At 61.0% G+C, this 23,380-nt stretch carries 25 protein-coding genes; 15 read left to right on the top strand and 10 right to left on the bottom strand.

Going from position 1 to position 23,380, the window contains the following annotated elements:
* Positions 1-70 precede the first annotated feature (70 nt).
* Positions 71-1,960 (bottom strand): amidophosphoribosyltransferase, encoded by a 1,890-nt coding sequence (locus MJQ68_RS02295; RefSeq protein ID WP_238749362.1) that lies wholly within the window; start codon positions 1,958-1,960, stop codon positions 71-73.
* A 134-nt stretch (positions 1,961-2,094) separates the two neighbouring features.
* Here MJQ68_RS02295 and MJQ68_RS02290 point away from each other — a divergent pair, with 134 nt between their 5' ends.
* From MJQ68_RS02290 to MJQ68_RS02255, 8 genes are all read left to right on the top strand, one after another.
* Entirely contained in the window at positions 2,095-2,841 is a 747-nt protein-coding gene (locus MJQ68_RS02290; RefSeq protein ID WP_238749361.1) for an outer membrane beta-barrel protein, read from the top strand.
* Between the two features lie 1,082 nt (positions 2,842-3,923).
* Positions 3,924-4,748: an oxygenase MpaB family protein gene (locus MJQ68_RS02285; protein WP_238749360.1), complete on the top strand. Its 825-nt coding sequence runs from the start codon at positions 3,924-3,926 to the stop codon at positions 4,746-4,748.
* Positions 4,745-5,410, top strand: coding sequence for a hypothetical protein (locus MJQ68_RS02280; protein WP_238749359.1), 666 nt, complete (start codon positions 4,745-4,747; stop codon positions 5,408-5,410). Before MJQ68_RS02285 ends, MJQ68_RS02280 begins: the two co-directional genes overlap by 4 nt.
* Before the next feature lie 98 nt (positions 5,411-5,508).
* Entirely contained in the window at positions 5,509-6,564 is a 1,056-nt protein-coding gene (locus MJQ68_RS02275; RefSeq protein ID WP_238749358.1) for a hypothetical protein, read from the top strand.
* An 86-nt stretch (positions 6,565-6,650) separates the two neighbouring features.
* A complete protein-coding gene (locus MJQ68_RS02270) occupies positions 6,651-7,076 on the top strand; it encodes an SRPBCC domain-containing protein (RefSeq protein ID WP_238749357.1) in 426 nt (141 codons plus the stop codon).
* A gap of 22 nt (positions 7,077-7,098) precedes the next feature.
* The gene (locus MJQ68_RS02265) at positions 7,099-7,350 is read left to right on the top strand and encodes a hypothetical protein (protein WP_238749356.1); all 252 of its coding nucleotides are present in this window, start codon (positions 7,099-7,101) and stop codon (positions 7,348-7,350) included.
* Positions 7,351-7,433: 83 nt separating this feature from the next.
* A complete protein-coding gene (locus MJQ68_RS02260) occupies positions 7,434-7,772 on the top strand; it encodes a hypothetical protein (RefSeq protein ID WP_238749355.1) in 339 nt (112 codons plus the stop codon).
* A gap of 70 nt (positions 7,773-7,842) precedes the next feature.
* Entirely contained in the window at positions 7,843-8,382 is a 540-nt protein-coding gene (locus tag MJQ68_RS02255; RefSeq protein ID WP_238749354.1) for a hypothetical protein, read from the top strand.
* Between the two features lie 7 nt (positions 8,383-8,389).
* Here the strand turns inward: MJQ68_RS02255 and pdeM are convergent, their stop codons facing one another.
* Entirely contained in the window at positions 8,390-9,040 is a 651-nt protein-coding gene (gene pdeM, locus MJQ68_RS02250; protein WP_238749353.1) for a ligase-associated DNA damage response endonuclease PdeM, read from the bottom strand.
* 84 nt (positions 9,041-9,124) lie between these two features.
* Here pdeM and MJQ68_RS02245 point away from each other — a divergent pair, with 84 nt between their 5' ends.
* The 3 genes from MJQ68_RS02245 (at position 9,125) to MJQ68_RS02235 (ending at position 11,864) form a co-directional block, all read left to right on the top strand.
* Positions 9,125-9,937 (top strand): SdiA-regulated domain-containing protein, encoded by an 813-nt coding sequence (locus MJQ68_RS02245; RefSeq protein WP_238749352.1) that lies wholly within the window; start codon positions 9,125-9,127, stop codon positions 9,935-9,937.
* Positions 9,938-9,959: 22 nt separating this feature from the next.
* Positions 9,960-10,934 carry a polyprenyl synthetase family protein gene (locus tag MJQ68_RS02240; protein ID WP_238749351.1) on the top strand — a complete coding sequence of 325 codons (975 nt, stop codon included), beginning with the start codon at positions 9,960-9,962 and terminating at the stop codon, positions 10,932-10,934.
* Positions 10,935-11,006: 72 nt separating this feature from the next.
* Positions 11,007-11,864: a glycosyltransferase family 2 protein gene (locus MJQ68_RS02235; RefSeq protein ID WP_238749350.1), complete on the top strand. Its 858-nt coding sequence runs from the start codon at positions 11,007-11,009 to the stop codon at positions 11,862-11,864.
* Here the strand turns inward: MJQ68_RS02235 and MJQ68_RS02230 are convergent, their stop codons facing one another.
* The 6 genes from MJQ68_RS02230 to MJQ68_RS02205 form a co-directional block, all read right to left on the bottom strand.
* Positions 11,865-12,788 carry a 1-aminocyclopropane-1-carboxylate deaminase/D-cysteine desulfhydrase gene (locus MJQ68_RS02230; protein ID WP_238749349.1) on the bottom strand — a complete coding sequence of 308 codons (924 nt, stop codon included), beginning with the start codon at positions 12,786-12,788 and terminating at the stop codon, positions 11,865-11,867. It abuts the gene before it with no gap.
* A gap of 75 nt (positions 12,789-12,863) precedes the next feature.
* Complete coding sequence (gene tsf / locus MJQ68_RS02225; RefSeq protein ID WP_238749348.1) at positions 12,864-13,694, bottom strand: translation elongation factor Ts; 831 nt, start codon at positions 13,692-13,694, stop codon at positions 12,864-12,866.
* 42 nt (positions 13,695-13,736) lie between these two features.
* Positions 13,737-14,492: a 30S ribosomal protein S2 gene (gene rpsB / locus MJQ68_RS02220; RefSeq protein ID WP_238749347.1), complete on the bottom strand. Its 756-nt coding sequence runs from the start codon at positions 14,490-14,492 to the stop codon at positions 13,737-13,739.
* A 42-nt stretch (positions 14,493-14,534) separates the two neighbouring features.
* Positions 14,535-14,924: a 30S ribosomal protein S9 gene (gene rpsI / locus MJQ68_RS02215; protein WP_238749346.1), complete on the bottom strand. Its 390-nt coding sequence runs from the start codon at positions 14,922-14,924 to the stop codon at positions 14,535-14,537.
* Positions 14,924-15,364: a 50S ribosomal protein L13 gene (gene rplM / locus MJQ68_RS02210; protein WP_238749345.1), complete on the bottom strand. Its 441-nt coding sequence runs from the start codon at positions 15,362-15,364 to the stop codon at positions 14,924-14,926. Before rplM ends, rpsI begins: the two co-directional genes overlap by 1 nt.
* Positions 15,365-15,533: 169 nt before the next feature.
* Positions 15,534-16,733 carry a sensor histidine kinase gene (locus tag MJQ68_RS02205; protein ID WP_238749344.1) on the bottom strand — a complete coding sequence of 400 codons (1,200 nt, stop codon included), beginning with the start codon at positions 16,731-16,733 and terminating at the stop codon, positions 15,534-15,536.
* A gap of 316 nt (positions 16,734-17,049) precedes the next feature.
* On the opposite strand from MJQ68_RS02205, the gene MJQ68_RS02200 reads away from it, so the two are divergent.
* The 4 genes from MJQ68_RS02200 to MJQ68_RS02185 all read left to right on the top strand — a co-directional run bounded on the left by MJQ68_RS02200 (position 17,050) and on the right by MJQ68_RS02185 (position 22,763).
* Positions 17,050-19,491 (top strand): DUF5916 domain-containing protein, encoded by a 2,442-nt coding sequence (locus tag MJQ68_RS02200; protein WP_238749343.1) that lies wholly within the window; start codon positions 17,050-17,052, stop codon positions 19,489-19,491.
* 40 nt (positions 19,492-19,531) lie between these two features.
* Complete coding sequence (locus MJQ68_RS02195; protein WP_238749342.1) at positions 19,532-20,287, top strand: 3-keto-disaccharide hydrolase; 756 nt, start codon at positions 19,532-19,534, stop codon at positions 20,285-20,287.
* Between the two features lie 117 nt (positions 20,288-20,404).
* On the top strand, positions 20,405-21,247 hold the full coding sequence (locus MJQ68_RS02190) for a TolB family protein (RefSeq protein ID WP_238749341.1): 843 nt from the start codon (positions 20,405-20,407) through the stop codon (positions 21,245-21,247).
* Positions 21,248-21,266: 19 nt separating this feature from the next.
* The gene (locus MJQ68_RS02185) at positions 21,267-22,763 is read left to right on the top strand and encodes a Gfo/Idh/MocA family protein (RefSeq protein WP_238749340.1); all 1,497 of its coding nucleotides are present in this window, start codon (positions 21,267-21,269) and stop codon (positions 22,761-22,763) included.
* 6 nt (positions 22,764-22,769) lie between these two features.
* Here the strand turns inward: MJQ68_RS02185 and MJQ68_RS02180 are convergent, their stop codons facing one another.
* On the bottom strand, positions 22,770-23,120 hold the full coding sequence (locus MJQ68_RS02180; protein WP_238749339.1) for a hypothetical protein: 351 nt from the start codon (positions 23,118-23,120) through the stop codon (positions 22,770-22,772).
* The gene (locus MJQ68_RS02175; protein WP_238749338.1) at positions 23,117-23,377 is read right to left on the bottom strand and encodes a hypothetical protein; all 261 of its coding nucleotides are present in this window, start codon (positions 23,375-23,377) and stop codon (positions 23,117-23,119) included. The genes MJQ68_RS02180 and MJQ68_RS02175 overlap by 4 nt, the downstream gene beginning before the upstream one ends.
* Between the last annotated feature and the right edge of the window lie 3 nt (positions 23,378-23,380).

Below are 23,380 nucleotides of genomic sequence, written 5' to 3'. Positions count from 1 at the left end.
TAGTCCGGTAGTTCGGTAGTCGCGCCTATCACGTCCGCACTACAGAACTACAAAATCACAGAACTAACCCCTAATACGCCCTAGCAGCGCTCCCCTCCATATAGTTCACGAAGGCGCGGTTCACGACCCGGAAGCCGCCCGGCGTGGGGTAGTTGCCGCTGAAGTACCAGTCGCCGTTGTTGTTGGGGCAGGCCTGGCGGAGGTCCTTGATGGTCTGGTAGATGACGTCGATCTTCGGCTTGGTGCCCTTGGGGGTCATGATCTGGGCGATCTTCTTGCTGACGTCCCGGTACTTGAGCTCGTCATAGAGCGATTTGACCACGTTCTTCTGCTCGGCGTCGGGCTTCTTGAGCTCCCGCTTGGCGCGACGGTAGGCTTGCTTGAGCAGCTTTTTCTTGCCGCGCTCGATGAGCAGGGCCTCCATGGCCTTAAAGGCGACGAACTCGCCCATCTTGGACATATCGATGCCGTAGCAGTCGGGGTAGCGGATCTGGGGGGCGGAGCTGACAATGATGATGCGCTTAGGCTTCAGCCGGCTCACGATCTTGATGATGCTGTCGCGCATGGTGGTGCCGCGCACGATACTGTCGTCGAGCAGCACCAGGGTATCCACCTTGTTGCGTACGATGCCGTAGGTGACGTCGTACACGTGGCTGACCATATCGTCGCGGCTCGATGTATCGGCGATGAAGGTGCGCGTCTTGCCGTCCTTGACCACGATCTTTTCATTACGTACCTTAGTCTTGAGCAGCTTGCCGAAGCCGTTCTTGCCGTCCTTTTCGCGGCGCTTCATTTTGCGCTTGCGCCACAGGGTGAGCTCGTCTTCCAGCCCCTCGATCATGCCGGCGAAGGCCGTTTCGGCGGTATTGGGCACATAGCTGAACACCGTATTATCGAAGTCGTAGTTGACCGCCTTGGCGATCGACTTGGCCAGGCGACGACCCAGCTCCTTGCGCTCCAGGTAGATATCGCGGTCGTTGCCCCGGCTGAAGTAGATGCGCTCGAAGGAGCAGGCGGCGCGCGGCAGCAACTTCGTAAAGGGCTCCATGCTGGTCTTACCGCTCTTCTTGATGATCAGCGCGTGGCCGGGCTCCACTTCCTTGATGGTGCCGAAGGGCACGTTGAAGACCGTCTGCAGGGCCGGCCGCTCGCTGGCTACGGCTACGAATTCGTCGTTCTCGAAGTAAAAGGCCGGACGGATACCCGCCGGGTCGCGCATCACGAAGGCGTCGCCGTGACCGATCATACCGCCCATCACGTAGCCGCCGTCGAACTTCTTGCTGGCCCGCTTGAGCAGCCGCTGCACGTCCAGTTCCTTGGCGATGATGTCGTTGATCTCGATGTTGCTGTGTCCGTCGGGCTTGTGCCAGGTGTGGATGCGCTGCACCTCATCGTCGAGGAAGTGGCCGATCTTCTCCAGCACGGTCACGGTGTCCGACTTTTCCTTCGGGTACTGACCCAGGTCCACCAGCTCCTGAAACAGCTCGTTGACGTTGGTCAGGTTGAAGTTGCCGGCCACGATCAGGCAGCGGGTCTTCCAGTTGCTCTGCCGCAGGAAGGGGTGGCAGGTCTCGATGGCGTTGGTGGAGTGGGTGCCGTAGCGCAGGTGGCCCATCATTACCTCGCCGGTGTAGGGCAGGTTTTGCTTGAGCCACTCGGCGTCCGCCATTTGCGCGGGCGTCAGCTCATCGAAGCGGCGGTAGACGCCGGCCCAGAGGTCGTCCAGGTAGTTGCTGGCGTTGGATCGTTTGCGGCTGATGAATTTTTTCCCCGGCGGGTGATCCAGTTTGATGGTTGCCATGCCGGCGCCGTCCTGTCCGCGGTTGCGCATCTTGCGCATCAGAAGTTGGAGACATTTCAGGCCGTGCAGCGGGGTACCGTAGGTCTTGTGGTAGTAAGCTAGGGGCTTCTTGAGGCGGATCATCGCTAGTCCGCACTCGTGGTGGATCGCTTCACTCATAGGGGGGGCACCCGGTTTGCGGGACGCGGCAAAGGTACGGCGTCAGCCCGGAAGGGGGCGCGGACGCAGGTGCGGGGTTTAGGATGCACTGGCGAAGTAATAGCCACCGCCGCGGCAGCGTTGATACCGACAGTATGATCGATCTTCCCCGGGTGGTGCGCCCACTGACTGTGTGCCTTCTTTTTCTTCTTCCTCAGCTTTCGATCGGTCAGGCTAGCTCCTCGGTCGACCTGGTGCTGGGCCTCGACTACACCTACCGCAGCCTACGGGTGGGGGACGTACCGGATATCCTGAAGGACTTTACCGTAGTACGCAACCGGGAAGAAGCGCCCCAACTCCAGTGGCGTGCCGGCGTCAACTACAACCGCCGGCTAGGCAGCCGTTTCCACCTACGCACCGGCATCCGCCTGGCTAACGTCGGCTACCGGGGGCAGAAGTTTACCGATCTGCGGTGGGGCAGTGAATTTAGCGGGAACGGGCAGTACGTGCCCGACCCTAGCCTACCCCACGAGAGTCGCTCGTCCTATAGCTACTGGTTCATCGAAGTACCCCTGGTGGGTCGCTACGCGTTTTCGGGCCGGCGGTTTAGTCCGTTTGTCGAGCTGGGTTTGGCCCCCTCGGTGTACCTCACCACGCGTACCCGCACGGTCACCGATCTAGACAAATTTACCGAATACCAGCGCGATCCCTCTTCGGAGTTCAATAAGGTCCACATCGTCGGACTGATCACCTTCGGCACCAACTATACCCTCACCGATCGACTGCAGCTATACGCCCAGCCTACGGCCCGCTACCACCTGACGTCACTCTACGACGCTCCTATCCAGGAGCAGCTGTTTAGTGTGGGGTTAGAGCTGGGGGTGCGGCGGTTATTTCGGTAAAGCCGGGATATAATCAGTAGCTATACACCCTCTTATTTCCCAAGACTTTCCGTGTATATGCCATTAGACTGGTCTGCTGTACTATCCCTCCAATTTATAACCCCTCCAACCCAGGTGCTGCTTGGCAGTACCGTACGTGGCCGACTAGCGCTCACATTGCCCATCGACGTAGCAGATTACGACTTTGTTCTTCAAACCCTGCAGCACGTATCCATCGGAGGACAGCTTTACCCCCTAGAAGGTGAATGTATACGGATCTCCGGCGCGGCATTTGACCAGCAGGGTATGCATGAATTTACTTTTGCGGCGGGGTCGACCGCCCCATTTAAGGTGTATGATGTAGAAGTGAGCCATGTGCTACAACTGACTGTATACGCGAAATCCGATCCGTCACAAGCTATTCACCAACGGGAGCTGACATACCGGATTTATACACATACAGCGCATAACGGTGTGACCGCTACGCCTGCCCCACCCATTCGAATCCGCAACAGCTATATTCCTCCCGTCGCGCTCGGTCTACTCTTCGGTACGGCATTATTTTTAGGATTATCCAACTGGTTAGTGGGTGTTATATGTGCGGCTCCGTTTATTCCTATCGCCTTTCGACTAGCGTTAGCACGGTGGTACGTTCATCGGCCTTTCCGGACACTCCGACTTACGTTTACCAGGGAAGGGCAAACGCAGCTACTCAACCTGCCCGCAGACTGCCCGAAAGCACTGTTAGACTCGTTGCTCGAACTACGGGTGGTCTATACGGTCCACCTACCTACTCAGGGCAAAGTCCCCGCCGCCAGTCGGCGGCTATATCGGGCAGAGGTGAACGTACTGGACCACTTACTACCGGGTAAAATGGGAGAGCCCTACCGGATCGTCCTACCCCTACCATCACACGGACTACCCCCTTCCCAACAGTCGGAGCGAATCAGCTGCGAGTGGATACTAACACTGACCCACCGGCCGCGCTACGGACCGGAGCGAAAGCACAGTTGGTGGCTCGCTACTGAGCCGCCCGGCTGAGCTGCCGGACAAACATATCCACGGCGCGTGGTATCATGGCAGTACGCACTGACGCTACAGTAATGACCACTACATCTTTCGTCCACCCCCACTCCATCGTCCGCCAGATCTGGGGCACTGGCGACACCATCCTGTTCATCTTTGCCGGAGCGGCAGCCGAGTTTGCCCTTAATAAGGCAGTAGACTGGCTGTACTTCACCGGCCGGCTGCCGGCCGATCCGCTCGGTCGGCTATTCTCTACCGTAGGCTACGCACGGCGCATCGTGTTTTCGGACGAGGCCGGGGCACACCGGGCCATCGACGCCATGGCCAGTATCCACGGGGCGGTGGAGGCACAGCGGGGCCGGCGCATTCCCGACTGGGCGTACCGCGACGTACTTTTCCTGCTCATCGACTATTCCATCCGCTCCTTCGAAGTGCTGGAACGACCGCTCACTACCCCTGAGAAAGCGGAGGTGTACGACGTATTCTACCGCATGGGTAGTCGCATGGGCGTACGCGACCTACCCGGCAGCTTTGCAGACTGGCAGCGCATGCGGCAGCACCACCTGCAGCAGGATCTGCGGTACAGCTCCTATACGGCCGACCTGTTCGCGAAGTACCGGCAGCACATCGGGTGGCTACGCTATATCCTGCTCCGGGAAGCACAGATCGCCGTAGTGCCGCCCCGCGTGCGCAGCCTACTGGGCTACCGCAGCGTATCGCTGCTCACTCCGGTCCTGGGCCTGTACCGTATCCTCCGCCATACCGTGCTCGGGCGCGCCGTGAAGACAGCTATCCTGCCCGCCGCATACCGCGAGGAGATCAACACGCTGGATCGGGTCCCCGCCTACACTGCGGTGCCGCTAGAGGTAACGCACACGCGTACAACGACGCGCAACCGATGAACTTCCCCCTGCACGGTAGTTTGCCGGTGCTACCGTACGCCTCCACGAGCTTCCCGGAGGCCGCGGGACCGCCGCCGCGCTACGCTACGAGTAAGGCGGCGGTGTACCTGTACGAGGCACCGCAGACGTCGTTCTCCGCCACCCTCTTCGTTGCATCGATTGTCCTGTTCTTCGCCTGGTTGGTCAACCTGTTTTTCCCTTACGTAGGCTACCTCGTAATCGGAGTGTGCGTGGTCATCTGGATCGTGGACCTGATCACGGGCTACCTGAAGCGGCGGCGGTTCGGCGGTGCAGCCCTGACGGTGCGGATGCGCGACGACGGGGCCTGGGAGTACCTCCTGGATACCGGCGCGCGCACCGCGCTGGTCGATTCTACTATCGGACTGCGGGTGCAGCGCACCTACCCGAAAGTCGATACGGACGGACAACAGCATACCCGCACCGAACCCCTACTGCAGCAGGGCGTACACCTTCTGGATAGCCTGACGGGGCAGCCCGGCGGACGACTACTCCGGGGTACCATCCCTACGTCAAAAACGATACTCCCCCCCTCCGGCCACTACACGGACGGGCGCGTCGAGTGGTACGTACACTTCGTGCACCCCCAGCGGTGGTGGCTTCACCTGGAGCGCTCGATCTCCATTACTGTCACCCGCCTGTAGGTAAGCTGCGGGGGCGCTGTTCGTCGAATTAGTTCGTAGTGCATATAAGAAGTTCCGATCTTAGGTATTCATACTTCACCTGACCCTGAGCTAACCCCATGCACCGTCCCCACCATTCCGGACATCCCCCCTGGGGCCGTAAGCTGCACCGCCCGGCCAGTCTCGCTACCTCCACTTCGGTGTGGAAGGGGCTACGCGTGAGCCTGACCCCCAAGCAGGGCAAACGATTCCGGATCGGCGAACGGATCGCGGGCACTGTTACCTTCCCGCCTGCTCTGAATCCTACGGCCTACCGCTGGGAGGTTACCTATACGCAGCGGGTACAATCCCGCGAATCGGAGCAGCTGGTCGTCCTGGGCCGGGTAGCGCAGCACGCCTCGGATATCACTACCGGGCCCACCTATCCATTCCGGTTCAGCCGCCCGATCAGTGGGATCGACTACCGGTCGCGGGAGGTGCATATCGAGTACTACGTGGAGGTAAGCATCTATGCGATCGCCGGGGCGGTCGAGCCCCTGCTCACTCGCCGGGTGGGGGTGCAGGTGGTACAGGCCGGTATTGCGTATGCGGTAGAGCCGGTGGTGCTCCCACTGTTAAAGGCAGATGCCGGCACGGTACTAGCCGGGGCCGCGGGTGCGCTGTTTGTCACCGCAGCCATGGTGTTGATCAGTACGCAATTGGCGCTGTGGTTCGGTGTGCTGGTGGGTATTCCCCTGCTGCTACGTGGCGTGCATTATGGCCTTACCCGCCACTACTTCGGGCGGGCCGGACTGCGGATCGGTCCGTCGTGGGATCTGGGTGACGTCCACTTCGATCCGGACGGGAGATTCGGCTTGCTGGATGCCACACTGGTCTTACGGGTGACGGAACGCGCCACCTATACCGACGAGGAAGGCAATCCCCGCGTTCGCCGCCGGGAGGTATACCGTCAGACTACCCATCTGCTCGATGCGGTTGCCCAGAAAACGCTTACCGGTGAGCAGACCATCCGACTAGCCCTACCGGCACCGGACGATCTCCTACCTACCTCCACCACGACCAGGAAGATCGCCTGCTTCTGGGACCTGACGTACCGGCGCAAACTCACCTACTGGCCCATACCCCTACGCAAGCGGTGGCCACTGCGAGTGAGCATGAAGCGGAAATCCAGATAAAGTGCTCGAAAACCATAGGAGGAAATACGCCTTCTACCACCGGGAGCATATCCCACTGTGTACTTTCCCCCCTTTAATACTAGCCCATGGCCACCGCACAACTAACCGCCTCTACTACCGTACCCGCCAGCCCGTCCGAGACCTGGCACTATTACACCGAATCCGAGCATGTCATCAACTGGAACTTCGCCTCGGAAGACTGGCACTGTCCGGCGGCCGTAAACGACCTGCGCGTCGGCGGCGAGTTCAAGATCACTATGGCAGCCAAGGACGGCAGCATGTCCTTCGACCTACAGGGCACCTACGATGAAGTAGAGCCCACTACGCACATCGCCTATACCCTGGAAAACGACCGCCAGGTACGGGTAGATTTCAAGCAGGCGGACAGCGGCACTACCGTAACGGTGAAGTTCGATCCGGACGACAGCAACAACCACGACCAGCAGCAACAGGGCTGGCAGCACATACTGGACAACTTCCGGACCTACGTAACCCGGACCGAAACCGCCTAAGCGTGGCCCTACCCTACTGCTCATGCTGCTCCGCGCGGGGAGCCGGCGCTACCTCCTCCGCGACGTACGCATCGATCCTTCCTCCAATCTGGATGTACTCGACAGTACTTTGATTTGGACGGGCAAGATCCTACGGACCTACTACTGCCGGTCGGCCCACAGCAACAAGGAGCGCATATTCCTTGGTATGGCTCAGCTAGAAGTACTTCCCGCCGTGATCGAGCAGCGGGACACTATCCGAGCAGACGATCGGCCTAGGGCAGTGGGAATTTAACTTCGGCCACCGACTGGGCTGGCTCTTTTTCTCGCAGACCTGGCGCGTCCGGGTACTACTTACCTAACTTATCCTTCACCCGCATGGCACGTCCCCACATCCCTACCCTCCCCACCGATTCTCCCGAGGAGGCCTTCCAGAACGCTACCCTACGCCCCATTCTGAAGGAACAGCATGAGCTGCTACACACCATCTTCCGCCACTACCTCACGAAGCGCAAGGTGCGGCCCGAGCAGCTGCCAGCCGCGCAGCGCATGGACAAGATCAAGGAACTCGTGACTCGGGACAACCGGCTCCGCGGTCTGCTCTTCGGGATGGTAATCGGTCACTTTACGGCGGAGGAGGCCACCTACTACGTCGAAAACGAGAGCGGCGTCAATCGCCGCATGACCAACTTGCTGGTCGAGCGCCTGCTGAGCTAGCTACGTAAGCACACCGACACAGCCGGAGATCAATCCTAGCCCATATGTTAGGAATTTTGTTTTTTAGGGGATGAAGTCGCTGCTCCTATCCCTCCTGGTCCTACTAACCACGACCCTACCCGCTCAGCTCGACCTGCCCGTGGAGTTCTCCGCGCTGCTCGATGTACTGGATGTCCGCTTCACCGCGCCCCTGGATAGCGACTACCGGGAAGCACTGCGGCACGACAACGACTACCTGCAGGACGACTACAGTATGCGGTCGCGCCGGGAAAAACTGGAGCTACGCTTTCACCTGCAGCCGGAGGACGAGGCAGACCGCTACTACCAACGGCCCCACCTGGCTGCCACGACCCTGGCGATGAACCTGGGCAGCAACGACGACGATGCCGTCACGGCCGTCCATAGCTTCGATGAGGAGGAACTAGCGCTCTACAATGCCGACTGGGCCAGGATGTACACCTTCCGCCCCAAGCGCAGCTTCAGCGACAAGCAACAGGCGCAGCTGATCGCCCTGTACCGGGAGGGGCGTGGTATGGCCTACACCGTACTGCTCTTCGATGACGCCCCCAATACCCTGGAGGGCCGGCAACTCTCGCTGCGCTTCCGCTAAACGTTGACTAGCCGACGGCCAGTACGGCATCTTCGGCCAGTACGAAGACCTGATCGCCGTAGCGGGCCTTCACCTCCGCACAGCCCGTGAACTCCCCGAAGGCCGGCAGAATACCCTCCTGCTGCCCGAAGAAGAAACAGGGAAGCTTCATGCCCCCGCCCGTGCGATCCACCAGCCGTACGCAGGGGTGGATGTGGCCGCAGAGGTTGTACTGCCCGGAGAGCCGCTGCTCCTCCCGCAGGGGGTGGTGACTGAGGGAGAAGGGGCCAAGCCGTATGATCTCTTCGTGCATCACCAAGCTGGCTTCTTCGTAGCAGGTCGGCGGCAGGATATCGTGGTTGCCGGGTACAAGCTCGAAGGTCAGGTCCGTAAAAGAGGCGGTGAAGGCGCAGAATGCCCCCCACACGTGATTGTAATCGCTATGAAAGAGGTCACCGAGCAGCAGTACGCGGGCGGGCTGAAACTCCTCGATGAGTCCGCCGAGGCGCGCAAAATTCACGTCGCTCACCAACTGAGGAACGGCGATGCCGGCGCGCCGGAAGTGGGCTCCCTTGCCTAGGTGCAGGTCGGCCACGAAAAGCACGCGTCGGGCCGGCCAGTAGACGGCCCGGTCGGGGTGTAGGAGCAGCTGCTCGCCGGCGATAGTTACGGATTGCATGGGTGGGCAAAGATACTCTGCGGTCTCCGGTTCGTGCCTTCCATGCGCGGTGACCAACCGACCTTCACCGCGTATTTTTGCCCCATGCCCTACCTCCCGCTATCGCTACTACTCGCTTTGCTCTGCACCTGCGGCCCCGCCCTGCTGCCTGCCCAGGAGACGGTGGACCTGACGAAGCTGGAACTCCTGGTGCGCCTACCGGACGGCCTCGCCGAAGTATCCGGACTGACGGTACAGGGAGACGACCTACTGGCCGTAGAGGACGAGCACGGACTGGTGTACCGAATGAAGCTGGCGAACGGCGACCTGCGTACCCAGACCAAGTTCTGGAAGGATGGCGACTACGAGGGCATCGAAGCGGTGGGCGACGAGGTATGGGTAGTGAAGAGCACCGGTACGCTGTACCGCATACTAGGCCAGGGCACGGCCGGGCAGCGGGTAGAGAAGTACAATACCTGGCTGACCGGCGCCAACGACGTAGAAGGACTGGGCTACGATGCGCAGCACCACCGCCTGCTGCTGGCCTGTAAGGACGACGCGCGCGACGACGGGCGCCCCAGGGAGGACCGGTACGTATTCGCCTTCGACCTGGACACGCGCGTGCTGGGAGAAGAGGCCGTATTCGTGATCGATCGGGGGGAGGCCCTGGAGGACTTCGCGCCCTCCGCCCTGGCCGTACATCCGGTATCCGGGGCGCTGTATCTGAGCAGTAGCGTGGAGAACCTGTTGCTGGTGCTGGCAGCCGATGGCAGCCAGCTAGGGCTGTACGAGCTGGATAAGGAGCTGCTGCCGCAGGCGGAGGGGCTGGCCTTTGGTCCGGACGGGACCCTCTACCTGAGCACGGAGGCCAAGGGGGGGGAGCCGGCGCGCATATATAAGCTACCTTTGCGGCCCTAATCACCCCAGCTGCCCGCCCCTGATGGCCCATGGTCTCGACGAGATAAAGCGCCCGATCGCTACTGAACTGGAGACCTTCGAGCGGCGGTTCCGGGAGACCCTGCGCTCGCCCGTGCCGCTGATGGACCGCATCACCTACTACATCGTACGGCGCAAGGGCAAGCAGATGCGGCCCATGTTCACCTTCTTCAGCGCCCTGGCCTGCGGGGGGATCAGCGACGATACCTACACGGCCGCCAGCCTGATCGAACTGGTGCACACCGCCAGTCTGGTGCACGACGACGTGGTGGACGAGAGCTACGAGCGGCGGGGCTTCTTCAGCATCAATGCGCTGTGGAAAAACAAGATCGCCGTACTGGTGGGCGACTACTTCCTGGCGCGGGGCCTATCCATCGCCCTGGAGACTAAGCAGTACCGTACGCTGGAGATCAGCTCCAACGCCGTACAGGCCCTGGCCGAGGGCGAACTGCTGCAGATCGAGAAGGCCCGCCGGCTGGACATCGACGAGCAGATCTACTTCGAGGTGATCCGGCAGAAGACGGCCAGTCTGATCGCGGCCAGCTGCGCGGCGGGTGCAGCCTCAGCCACCGCCGAGGAGGCTACCGTAGACCTGATGCACGCCTTCGGGGAAAAGATCGGTATCGCCTTCCAGATCCGCGACGACCTGTTCGACTTCGGGCTGGACGATGTGGGTAAGCCCCGGGGCATCGACATCAAGGAAAAGAAGATGACCCTGCCGCTGATCCATGCGCTCAACCAGGCCTCGCGCGGCGACCGCCGCCGCATGATCCGCACCATCAAGAAGCACAGCGACGAACCACAGCGCGTCGCCGAAGTGCTCGCCTTCGTACGCGACAGCGCGGGTATCGCCTACGCCGAGGCTGCCATGTACCGCTACCGCGACGAAGCCTTCGGGCTGCTGCACCAGCTACCGGACAGTCCGGCACGCATGGGTCTGGAGCAACTGGTCAACTACGTCGTAGACCGGGTGTATTAAGCTAATACGTGTTTGAACATATCTAGGAATGTTACACTTACACTTCGGTGGTAGAACCCCAAAGTTTGTTTTATGAGTGATATCAGCTTACTCACGCTAGTAAGTGGCCGGCGGGAGCATCTGCACAACCTACTTAAGGGCGTGCGCGATCAGGTCCAGAAGCCCCGCGAAGTGGTGATCGTATGTATGAATGAACCGGTGCCTACCGAGTTACCCGACCCGGGCTGTCCGATGTACCTGCACGAGCTGAACGATGCGGACAATGCCCTCCCCCTGGCCGCCGCCCGCAACCTCGCGGCCGCTAATGCCCAGGGCAGCGTGCTGGGCTTTCTAGACGTAGACTGTATCCCACACCCCGACTACATCAAGCAGCTCGAGCACGCCGTGCAGCTTTCCCACGGCCTGGTGATGGGGGATGTGAAGTACCTCCCCCGCGAGGCTACCCGAGGCAACTGGAACTACGACTCCCTGGACCGGCTGGCGCAGGCGCACCCCCGCCGTCCGGCCATGCCCAAAGACCGCACCCTGGCTAGGCTTCCCTACCACCTGTTCTGGTCCCTTTCCTTCGGCCTGCGGGCTACCGACTTCGCCCGCCTGGGTGGCTTCGACCGGCAGTACACCGGCTACGGAGGGGAGGACACTGACTTCGCCTTCATGGCGCGGCGGATTCGGCTACCCTTCTTCGGCTGTCAGGCCAGGGTGTACCATCAGTATCACGCCAGCTATTCCCCCCCCTACAACCACCTGACGGACATCGTGGCCAACGCCAACCGCTTCTACACAAAGTGGCAGATCTGGCCCATGACGGGCTGGCTCAAACAGTTCGAAGCGGAAGGATACATCCGGTGGACCGCCACCACCATCGAAGTACTGCGGGAGGTCGACCCCGCTACCGTAGCGGCGGCGAAATCCGACTCGCCTTTCGGCTGATCAGTACACGCCCCCGGTATGCAAAATCACGACCGTTGCACCCTGCGGATAGACACCGCGGCGTATACGGTCCAGCACCCCACTGAACAGCTTGGCGGTATAGACCGGCTCCAGGGGCGGTAGCCCCGGCTCCCCCAGTTCGGCATACATCGCTACGGCTCCCGGCCGGTACCCGATGTGCCAATGGTCGGGAAACTTAGCGTAGCCGCCGTAGTGGTAGTCGGTGACCACGTGTAGGCCAGAGAGATCCAGATCCACAGAGCCGGCAGTGGTAAACGCTCCAATCTGCGCGGCCATCCAGTCGCCCTTCAGGGCGGGATACACCTCGATGTGGGTAGCGGTCGCCTGCGCCGCGGCTACGATGCCTGCCGCCGTGCCGCCGGTGCCAGCGCTCAGGCAGAAGTAGTCGGGGGGTGATCCACCGAGCTGCACGCAGGTCTCGGTATAGGCCTGCCCGGCGTACGGTAGGGCTTCCGGTGTAGTGCCCCCCTCGGGTACAAGTACGTCTCTGCCCGCTTCCAGCAGCGAAGCTATGAAATCCGCCTCGTGGCGGCGGCGGTAGTCCGTCCGGCTGATAAAACGCAGCGTACTACCGCGGGAGCGCACGTAGCGGAGGGTCGGATTATCGACGGGCTCCCCGCGTACGTAGAACCGCGTAGCGAATCCGTAGTGGGCACTGGCCGCCGCCAGGGCCGCCAGGTGGTTGCTGTACGCCCCGCCGAAGGAGACCACCGTGGGCAATTTATCGGCGTCCAGCCCCGCCAGTAGCGGCTGCAGCTTACGCAGTTTATTCCCCTGTAGCGGACTACCGGGATGCAGCGCCAGCAGATCGTCCCGTTTGCAGTACAGGCGTACGCCGGCGGCCCGGGCGGCGGGATGCGCCAGTTGCTGGAGCGGGGAGGGGTGAGGCGGGGATACTTCCATTCGGGTAGGCTAACGAAAAAGGGTTGACTCCCGGATGGAAGTCAACCCTTAGTAGCAGTGCGCTAGCGCGGGCGCTTAGCCCAGTGCTACGTGCTTAAAGTCAGTCACTTTGAGTCCCTTCTCGACCGAGTCGAGGTACTGGGCTACGCTCTGCTTATCGGCCTTCACGAAGGCCTGAGCCTCCAGGGTATTCTCCTTGAAGAACTTGTTGAGCCGGCCCTTGCCGATCTTATCGAGCATGGCTTCGGGCTTACCTTCCTGGCGGGCCAGGTCGATGGCGATATCGAGCTCCTGGTCGATGGTGGCCTGATCGATACCGCTCTTATTGACGGCGATCGGCTTCATGGCGGCTACCTGCATGGCTACGTCGCGACCGGCCTCGAAGGCGGCCTCGTCGTTCTTGGACAGGGCGACCAGTACACCGGCCCGGTATCCACTGTGGATATAGGGCGCTACGAGGGGGGCACTGAGCTGCTCGTAGGAGGTGACACTGATCTTCTCGTTGATCTTGCCTACCATCTCGGTGACCTTCTCCCCTACGGTGAGCTGGCCCTCCATGGGTAGTTTGTTCAGGGCGTCGAGGTCGGCGGGCCGCTCGGCGAGAGCGATGTCGGCGATCTTCTGGGCGAAGGCGACGAAGTCGTCGTTCTTGGCTACGAAGTCGGTCTCGCTGCTCAGCCGAACGACTACACCGTAGTCGTTGGCCTCGGACACCTGCGCGATGACTACGCCTTCGTTGGCTTCCTTATCGCCACGCTTGGCGGCTACCTTCTCACCGCGCTTGCGCAGCACTTCGATGGCTTTGTCAAAATCTCCGTCGGCTTCGGCGAGGGCTTTCTTGCAGTCCATCATGCCGGAGCCCGTCATGTCGCGGAGCTTCTTTACTTCTTGGGCGCTTATGGCCATGGGTTGTACGTTTTAGTCGATTAAGTGATGGGGGGCGGCAGCCTACTTAGCGGCTTCCGGCTCCGTGGCTGGGGTGGCTTCGCCGCTGCTTTCCTGCTGCTCCTTCTCCTCGTTGCGCTGGGACAGGCCCTCCTTGATGCACTCCATCAGGTAGTCGGTGATCACACCTACGGCCTTGCTGGCGTCGTCGTTGCCGGGGATGGGGTAGTCGACACTGGTGGGGTCGGCGTTGGTATCCACGATACCGAAGGTGCGCATACCGAGCTTCTTGGCTTCGGCGATGGCGAGGTGCTCGTGTACGATATCGACCACGAAGATGGCATTGGGGATGCGCTGCATCTCAGCGATACCGCCCAGTACTTTATTCATCTTGGCGTGCTCGCGGGTCAGCGTAAGACGCTCCTTCTTGGTGACGCTGTCCAGGGTACCGTCAGCCAGCATGCGCTCGATGTTCTGCATCTTACGGATGGAGCGGCGGATGGTGTTGAAGTTGGTCAGCATACCACCCTGCCACCGGTCGGTGACGTAGGGCATATTGACTTCCTGGGCGGCGGCGGTGACGATGTCGCGGGCCTGCTTCTTGGTGGCTACGAAGAGGATCTTCTTTCCGGCGCGGGCGATCTGACGCATCGCGTTACCGGCGCGGTCCAGATTTTCCAGGGTACGGTTGAGGTCGATAAGGTGGATGCCGTTGGTCTCAGTGAAGATATAGGGCGACATCTTGGGGTTCCACTTGCGGCGCAGGTGACCGAAGTGTACGCCGGCTTCCAGCAGCTGCTGGTGGGTTGGCTTTGCCATGATAGTTTTTGTTTTGTTGGAGGTGGAGAATAAAACTCCGTACTAGCGCTTGGAGAACTGGAAGCTCTTACGGGCCTTGGGCTTACCGTACTTCTTACGTTCTACTACGCGGGCATCCCGGGTGAGGTACTTCTGTGACTTGAGGGGGCTGCGGAAGTCTTCGTTGAGCTTCACGAGCGCCCGGCTGATGCCCAGGCGGATGGCCTCGGCCTGGCCCTTGTAGCCGCCACCGTCTACATTGACTTTCACGTCGTAGATAGCGTTGTCGACTTCGACCGCCTCGAAGGGCTGAGTCACCTTGCCCTGTACGTGGGTCTGCGGGAAGTACGCCTTGTAGTCCTTACCGTTGACGATGATATTGCCCTTCCCCTGCATGAGGTAAACACGGGCGACGGCGGCCTTGCGGCGGCCGATGGCATTGATCTGTTCCATTACTTGAGTTCTTGTGGTTGTTGGGCAGTATGGGGGTGCTCGGTACCGGCGTAGACGTAGAGCTTGCGGTACTGGGCGCGGCCTAGCTTTGTCTTAGGCAGCATTCCCTTGACGGCGTGCTCCAGGATGAGCTCGGGCCGGCGGGCCATGATCTGCCGGGGGGTAGCCTTACGCTGTCCGCCGGGGTAACCGGTGTGGCGCAGGTACTCCTTGTTGTTAAACTTCAGACCGGTAAAGCGGACCTTATCGGCGTTGATGACGATGACGTGGTCGCCGTTGTCGAAGTGGGGGGTGAAGTCGGGCTTGTGCTTGCCGCGCAGAACGTGGGCGATCTTGGTAGCCAGGCGGCCGACGATCTCGCCTTCCGCATCCACCACGTGCCACTTACGCTCGACGGTAGCGGCGTTGGCCGACTGCGTCTTGTAGGAAAGGGTATTCAAGGGAACTTGATTTTGTCAATTTGATGTATCCGGCACCCCCACTACCAGCGGAGGTACGGCCTCACCCCACCGGACGGTCGGGCAAAAGCGGACGCAAAGGTACGGAGTGCCTTTCATAACTCACTGAAAAACAGTAGAAATTTCGCACAAGACAGGAATTACCCTCCTACTAGGCCGGTAGGTCGAAGGTAAAGGTGGTGCCCTCCCCCGGGCCGGAGCTCAACCGGATGGTGCCCCCCAAAGAGGTGACCAGCCGGCGGACGATCGACAGCCCCACCCCGTGGCTCCGCTTACTCCCCCGGTCGCTACTGTGAAACAGGCGAAAAACAGCCTCCTGCTGCTCCGGGGGAATGCCGGGCCCATCGTCGTGTACCGATACAGTATGCCCGCCCGCGGCCCGGACTACGCAGTCTACGGTGATGCGGCACGCCGGCTTGTCGCTGAACTTGAGTGCGTTGCCGATCAGGTTCTGAAAGATCTGTAGCAGGGCGATGGGAGAGGTGGACACGTGGGTCACCGTCCCGATATAGCTTACACTGTGGGGCGCGTGCAGCGCGAGCTGGCGCGTGGCCCGCTCGACGGTATTGATCATACTGATCCGTTCGCGCGCCTGCAGCAACGCCCGCGTAGCCTGGCTATACTGTAGTACCCCCTCGATCATATAGGTGGCATCCGTGGTGCTCTGCGCGACTAGGTCGAGCAGCTCCTGTCCGTCGTCCCCCAGTCGGTCACTGTAGTCTTCCCGCAGCAGGTGGGTAGCCTGGGAAATGTTGCGGATCGGCGCCTTGAGGTCGTGGGCGATGACGTGACTGAAGTCGCGCAGCTGTGCATTGGCCTCATCCCGCACGTGCAGCAGGTGGCGCGTAGTCTGTAACGAGCGGTGCAGCTCCAGCAACTTCTCTGCCTGCCGGCCCAGTCGCAGCAGCAGATCCAACTGATGCGCGCTGAGCTCCCGGGGTTTGCGGTCGATGACGCAGAGGCTACCCAGGGCGTGGCCCTCCGGGGATACGAGCGGTACACCCGCGTAGAAGATGACGTTCGGATCGTCGTGCACCAGGGCATTATCCTTGAAGCGGGGGTCCAGCCGGGCGTCCGGCACCACCATGGTCTGGTTGGGCTCTATGATATTGTGCGCACAGAACGCCAGGTCTCGGCTCGTCTCGGTCTGTTCGGGCCGGAAGCCCAGGGCGGATTTGAACCACTGCCGGTCCTGGTCCACGAGGCTGATCAGGGAGACCGGCGTACCGCAGATCTCGGCGGCCAGGGCCGTCAGATCGTCGTATTCCTGCTGGGGCAGGGTGTCCAGTATGCCGTACTGCCGTAGGTTGTCCAGTCGGGCATCTTCGTCTTCACTGAGGGGTGCAATCACTTGCTAAAGGTACGCTATACAAGGAACGATCGCTGCATGTGCAGTTGCTTATCGATCACATAGCCCGTTCTCATCTACCGGTCCTGCGCTACCGGATCGGTCGGTCGATGACGTAGTTATGGGTGGCGGCCGGCAGGAGCAGCAGCAGGAAGTAATACGGCATAGCAGCCGGTAGGTAGGGGCGGGATCGCGGGTGCAGTGGGTTGACCGGTGGCTCCTTTATACCATTACTCCGCACCTGCGACCGCGCCCGCCTGAACCATTAGGGGCCTTTTCCCGCTGTACTAGGGAATTATTGATCAGCTACCTCCCCCAGATGTATCGTTTCTATTTCCTCTGCTTCCTTGTGTTGCCTGTCTTACTGCATGCGCAGGACCGCCCTGAGCTGGAAGCAGTACGGATCGACGAGACCATCAAAGTAGATGGTCTCCTGGACGAAGCGATCTGGCAGGAAGCCCCCGTGGGGACGGACTTCACGACCATCCGCCCGATCCCGGGACAATCGGCCAGCGAACGGACCGAAGTGCGCGTGGTGTACGACAACCGGGGCATCTACTTCGGGGCTACGCTCTACGACAGTAAGCCGGATAGCATCCTGGCCGAGCTGACCGAGCGCGACGACCTCGGCAATACGGATTACTTCACCATCATCCTGGACCCCTACCAGAGCGGGATCACGGGCTTCAACTTTACCGTCACGCCGGCCAACGTGCAGACCGACGCCAAGCAGTACAACGGCTACGACGACGAGAACTGGGACGCGGTGTGGGTAAGCGGGGCGACCCGGACGGTGGAGGGCTGGTCGGCCGAGGTGTTCCTCCCCTACTCCGCCCTGCGCTTCCCGTCTACCTCCGAGCAGGAGTGGACGATCAACTTCCTGCGCACCATCCAGCGAAAGAACGAGGACAGCTTCTGGGCCGAAGTGGACCCCAATGTAGACGGGCTGCTCAACCAGTCGGGCACCCTGACGGGCCTGTACGACATCAAGGCACCGCTGCGCCTGCAGGCTACGCCCTTTCTGGCGGTCTACGGACAGCACGGGCGGGACGCTGGCGAACCCTCCGAGCTCAACGCCATCATCACCGGTGGTATGGACGTTAAGCTGGGGCTCAACGATGCCTTTACGCTGGATATGACGCTGGTGCCCGACTTCGGACAGGTGCGCAGCGACAACCAGATCCTGAACCTGAGCCCCTTCGAGCAGCGCTTCGATGAGCAGCGGGCCTTCTTTACGGAGGGCACGGAGCTGTTTAATAAGGGCGGATTGTTCTACAGCCGCCGGGTAGGGGGACTGAATTACTACCAGGGACGGGTCGGTGACCAGCTGCTGGACGGGGAGGAGGTCATCGAGAACCCGCGCCGCGCTCCGCTCTACAATGCCACCAAAATCAGTGGTCGCACCGCCCGGGGTACCGGCGTGGGATTCTTCAACGCCATAGAGCAGGAGAACTACGCGACCATCCGCAGTACGGAGGGCAAGGACCGCGAGGTGCTCACCAATCCGCTGACGAACTACAATGTCGTGACCGTGGACCAAAACCTGCCCAACAACTCCTCGGTCACGCTGATCAACACGAACGTGATCCGCGAGGGCGAGGCACGGGACGCCAACGTGACGGGCTTCCTGTTCGATCTGCACAACAAGCCCAACGTATACGCCGTGCGTGGGGAGCTGAAGCACAGCCGGCAGTACGAACCCGGCAACGACCGCAACGGTCATGCCCTGGACCTGCAGCTGGCCAGAATATCCGGTCAGTGGACCTGGGAGCTGGGCTACGGGGAAGAAAGCGACACCTACGACGTCAATGACCTGGGCATCCTGTTTGCCAACAATTCGCGCTACTGGCGCGGGGAGGTCGACTACTCCCAGCCCAATGCTTTTTTCAACGGCTTCTTTATTAATGGTCGTACGGGGCTGGATCTGGACTACCGACGCCTGTTCGCTCCGAGTCGCTACACCGGCGTGAACGTACGGGGATACGTGCGGGCGACCACCCGGCACTTCTGGGACATATACATCGGAAGCCGGCACGACGTGGGCGATCAGTACGACTTCTTCGAGCCCCGGGTGCAGGGCCGCTTCTGGCGCTCGCCGGGCTACAATAATATTGGCATGTTCGTAGGGACGGACCGGCGTAAGAAGCTGCGCCTGCGCATGGATTTCGGCTACGACCGGTATGCGGACGATACGCGGCGCAACGAACTCGACTTCAGTATCGGAGCCCGCTACCGCTTCAGTAACCGCTTCAGTATGGATACCTACGTAGAGCAGGGGATGGACCGCAACGACGTGGGCTACGTCAATCAGGCGGATATATTAGAGCAGGAACTGACGCGCACCGAGGTCTACTTCGGCACCCGCAACCGCAATAGCGTGGAGGCCGGCCTGAACGCCAAGTACAGCTTCTCGGCCAATATGACGCTCAACCTGCGCCTGCGCCATTACTGGAGCGGGGTGGCCTACAGCAAATTCAGTCTGCTCGACGATGACGGGCTACTGGGCCCGACGGACTACGTGGGCAGTCACGACCAGGACTTCGATGCCTTCAACGTGGACCTGATCTACCGCTGGCGGTTCGCACCGGGCAGCGATATGTTCGTCGTCTACAAGGGCAACATCTCCGACCTGGACGACCGCAAGGCGGAGGCCTACTTCGACAGCCTGTCGGAACTCTGGGGCCGGGACGTGCCGCGCTCGGGCTCGCTGTCGGTGAAGGTGGTGTACTGGCTGGACTACGCCAGCCTGTTTCCTAAGTGATCGGACTGTCCTGGTTTAGCCCTTGTATATCTAGTAGTATATGTTTCCATACATTGAGGTGGCACTATACTATTTGGACATGAATGGACTGGGTAGACTATTATTTCTTCTGCTGGGCTGTTGCGTGATGGTCGGGTGTACCCGTTCTACCGCCGGTACGGCATCCGATACAATGACCAGCACGGCGGAAGAAGACTGGGTCGATCTGCTGGACGGTGGCACGCTGGATCAGTGGGAGATGTACGGTGACCAGGACACCATAATCGGCTGGCAGTTGATCGACGGGGAGTTGCACGCATCGGGTGCGGGCTGGGATGCGGAACAGGACCTGGTCACGCGGGCAGACTACGGTAACTTCGAACTGGCCCTGGAGTGGAAGCTCGACTCCGCCAATAGCTCGGGTATCTTTTACCACGTACCGAAGGACGGCGTCCACCAGATCTACGAGCTCGCCCCCGAATACCAGGTCATCGACGACACCGGCTGGCCTTCGGAGTTGGAACCCAATCAGCTTACCGCCGGAAACTACGCAATGCACGCACCCACCGGGGCCGCCCCCCAGCCGGTGGGGCAGTGGAACACAACGCGCATCCTGGTGCGCCACCCCCAGGTAGAGCACTGGCTCAATGGTACCAAGGTGGTCGAATACGAGATAGGTAGCGCCGACTGGCAGGCCCGCAAGGCCAGCGGTAAGTGGGCGGACGTAGCGGCCTACGCAACAGCCGACGCGGGCCGGATCGGCCTACAGAACGCCGGCAAGGTCGTCTACCGCAACATCAGCATCCGGGAGCTGTAGCCGCTCCGCTTCTAACTATACTTAACTATGTCGGCACCCTTTACCTCCCGTACATTTCGCCCGGTTCTCCTGCTTGCGGTCTGCCTGTTAGCGCTCTCCGCTCCTTCTGCTCAGACTATGGTATCTACCCTAGAGGTATACGACGTAACAACCGACGAGCGCAGCCTGGTGTACAGCGAGGAAGACCACTTCGAGGCGCCCAACTGGAGTCCGGACGGCAGCTACTTCCTGATCAATCAATCGGGCAGCCTCTACCGCATCTATCCCGATGGACGCAAGGAGCAGCTCGACACCGGCTTCGCCAACCGCTGCAACAATGACCACGGCATTTCTCCGGACGGAACGACCATCGCCTTCAGTCACAATCTCGAGGACGGTCCCGACGGCTGGCTCACCTCCTGCATTTTCACCGTGCCCCTCGCTGGCGGTACGCCTACGCAGGTGACGGAGCAGGTACCCTCCTTCTGGCACGGCTGGTCGCCCGACGGCAAGACCCTGACCTACACCGCCCAGCGGGACGACCGCTTCAACGTGTACACCGTAGCGACCACGGGCGGGGAAGAGACCGCGCTGACGGACTCGGACGGGCTGGACGACGGACCCAGCTATGCCCCCGACGGTCAGCATATGTACTACAACTCCGCCGACTCGGGCAGTATGGAGATCTGGCGCATGCACCCCGACGGAAGTAATAAAGAGATGCTGACCGACGACGGGTACTCTAACTGGTTCGCCCACCCTTCTCCGGACGGTACGCAGTTCGTCTTCATCTCCTACCTCCGCGATCAGGGCAGCGCCCACCCGGCCATGAAGGAAGTGGTGCTGCGGCTGTATAATCTGGAAGACCACTCCATCCGCGTTCTGTGCGGATTCACCGGCGGACAGGGAAGTCTCAACGTGCCCTCCTGGTCGCCCGACGGTACGCGCTTCGCCTTCGTCAGCTACCGCTACACGAACTAACACACAGACCTAATCCCCTATGGACCACAAGATCACGCCCTCCCGCCGCAAGTTCCTTAAAAACGGACTGGTCGCTGGTGTTGCCTTCACCATCGTACCCAGTCACGTCGTGAGCGGACTGGGCTACACCGCTCCCAGCGATAAGCTGAACATCGTCGGCATAGGGGTAGGCGGAAAGGGGCTACAGAACCTCACGGCGATGAACACGGAGAATATCATCGGCCTCTGTGACATCGACTGGAACTACTCTCAGCGCTGCTTCGAGGCCTTCCCGAAGGCGAAGAAGTACTACGACTGGCGGGTGATGTTTGAGGAGCTAGGCGACGAGATGGATGCCGTCATGGTGGCCACCGCCGACCACACCCATGCGGCCATCGCCGCCACGGCCATGACGATGAATAAGCACGTGTTCTGTCAGAAGCCCCTCACCCACTCTGTTTACGAATCCCGTCTGCTAACCAAGCTCGCCAAACAGTACCCCGTAGCCACCCAGATGGGCAACCAGGGTAACTCCGGCGACGGCGTGCGGCAACTCTGCGAGTGGGTCTGGAACGGGGAGATCGGCGAGGTCACCGAGGCCCATACCTGGACCGACCGGCCCATCTGGCCGCAGGGCCTGGAGCGGCCGGCCGCGGCCATGCCGATCCCGGAGAATTTCGACTGGGACCTCTTCATCGGGCCGGCCCCCATGCGCCCCTACCACGAGATCTACACCCCCTGGAACTGGCGGGGCTTCTGGGACTTCGGCACCGGTGCGTTCGGCGATATGGCCTGCCACATCATGGACCCCGTCTACCGCGCGCTCAACCTGCGCTACCCCGAGGGCATCTCCGGTAGCTCTACCACCGCGAATACGGAAAGTGCCCCCCAGGCCGAGAAGGTCCGCTTCGACTTCCCCGCGCGGGAGGCCATGGATAAGGTGGCGATGCCCGCCGTACAGGTACACTGGTACGATGGCGGCTTTCTGCCCGACCGGCCCGCAGGCATGGAGGAAGGTAAACCCATGATCAGCGACGGACTCGGCGGCTGTATGCTCGTGGGTACTAAGGATACCCTGATGGCGGGGGCGGGCGGATTCAATCCCCGACTGCTCTCCGGGCGCGTACCCGACATCAAGCCCTACCTGCGCCGGGTACCCGGATCGGTGGACTACAGCGATGGGCCGCACGAGCAGGACTGGATCCGTGCGTGCAAGGAGTCACCAGAGCAGCGCGTGGAGCCGACGGCTAATTTTGCCTATTCCGGTCCCTTTAACGAGATGGTACTGCTGGGCGTACTCGCTATCCGGCTCAAGGGTCTCAACAAAGTACTGAAGTGGGACGGTGACACTATGCGCTTCACCAATATCGGCGCCGGTGAAACCATGCAGGTCGTCAAAACCGACGGCTTTGCGATGATCAATGGCATTCCCACCTGGAACACCGAGTGCGTAGAGATCGACGCCCTCGAGGCCGCTACGGAGTACATCAAGCATACCTACCGGGAGGGGTGGAGCCTGCCGGCTATGCCGAGCTAATCGGTGTTAAGCCCCACGTCGGTTGATCAAGAAATAGAAGTACAGCCCACCCAATCCATAGAAGGCGTAGTCCACCACATCGCGGCGGAAGCCCTCTTCATACACCGGAAAGACCTCCTCAAAGAGTACGGCCAGTACCAGGGTAGCTATGGCCGTCTCGAACCAGCTCAGGCGGGGCTGACGGAAGATCAGCTGCCGCTCGAAGAGCCACAGTCCCAGCAGAATGGGTGCAGCGAGAAAGGGATCTAGGTAGCTGTCGAGCGGACCGAGCTGCACGTCCATGCCCCGCTGTGCTACCTGGTGCAGCACAAACACGATTACGGCTACCCACCACCAGGGGTTCTTGAGTACGCTCATAGGACGGTAATGAATGCGATCACAACCCCCGCAATGATGAGGGGGGATAGGGCCAGCAGGATCAAGATACCCAGCACGCGGATGCCGATCTTCCCTACGCCGACCAGGAAGGGATCTTCGGGGTGCAGGGTGGCCAGGTTGTTCCACCACTGGTAGGTCTCGGCGGCCTTTTCGGTCAGGGCATTGCCGGGTACGGTCTTTTCGGTGCCGCCTGGTTCGGTAGGGGTCGGTGGGGAGGGCTCGGGCGGGGCTTGCATACT

It is taken from the genome of Neolewinella maritima (assembly GCF_923081025.1).
In the GTDB taxonomy this organism is placed as follows: domain Bacteria; phylum Bacteroidota; class Bacteroidia; order Chitinophagales; family Saprospiraceae; genus Neolewinella; species Neolewinella maritima.
Note: the sequence above shows the minus strand (reverse complement) of the source record. Positions and strands in the feature narration are given on the sequence as shown.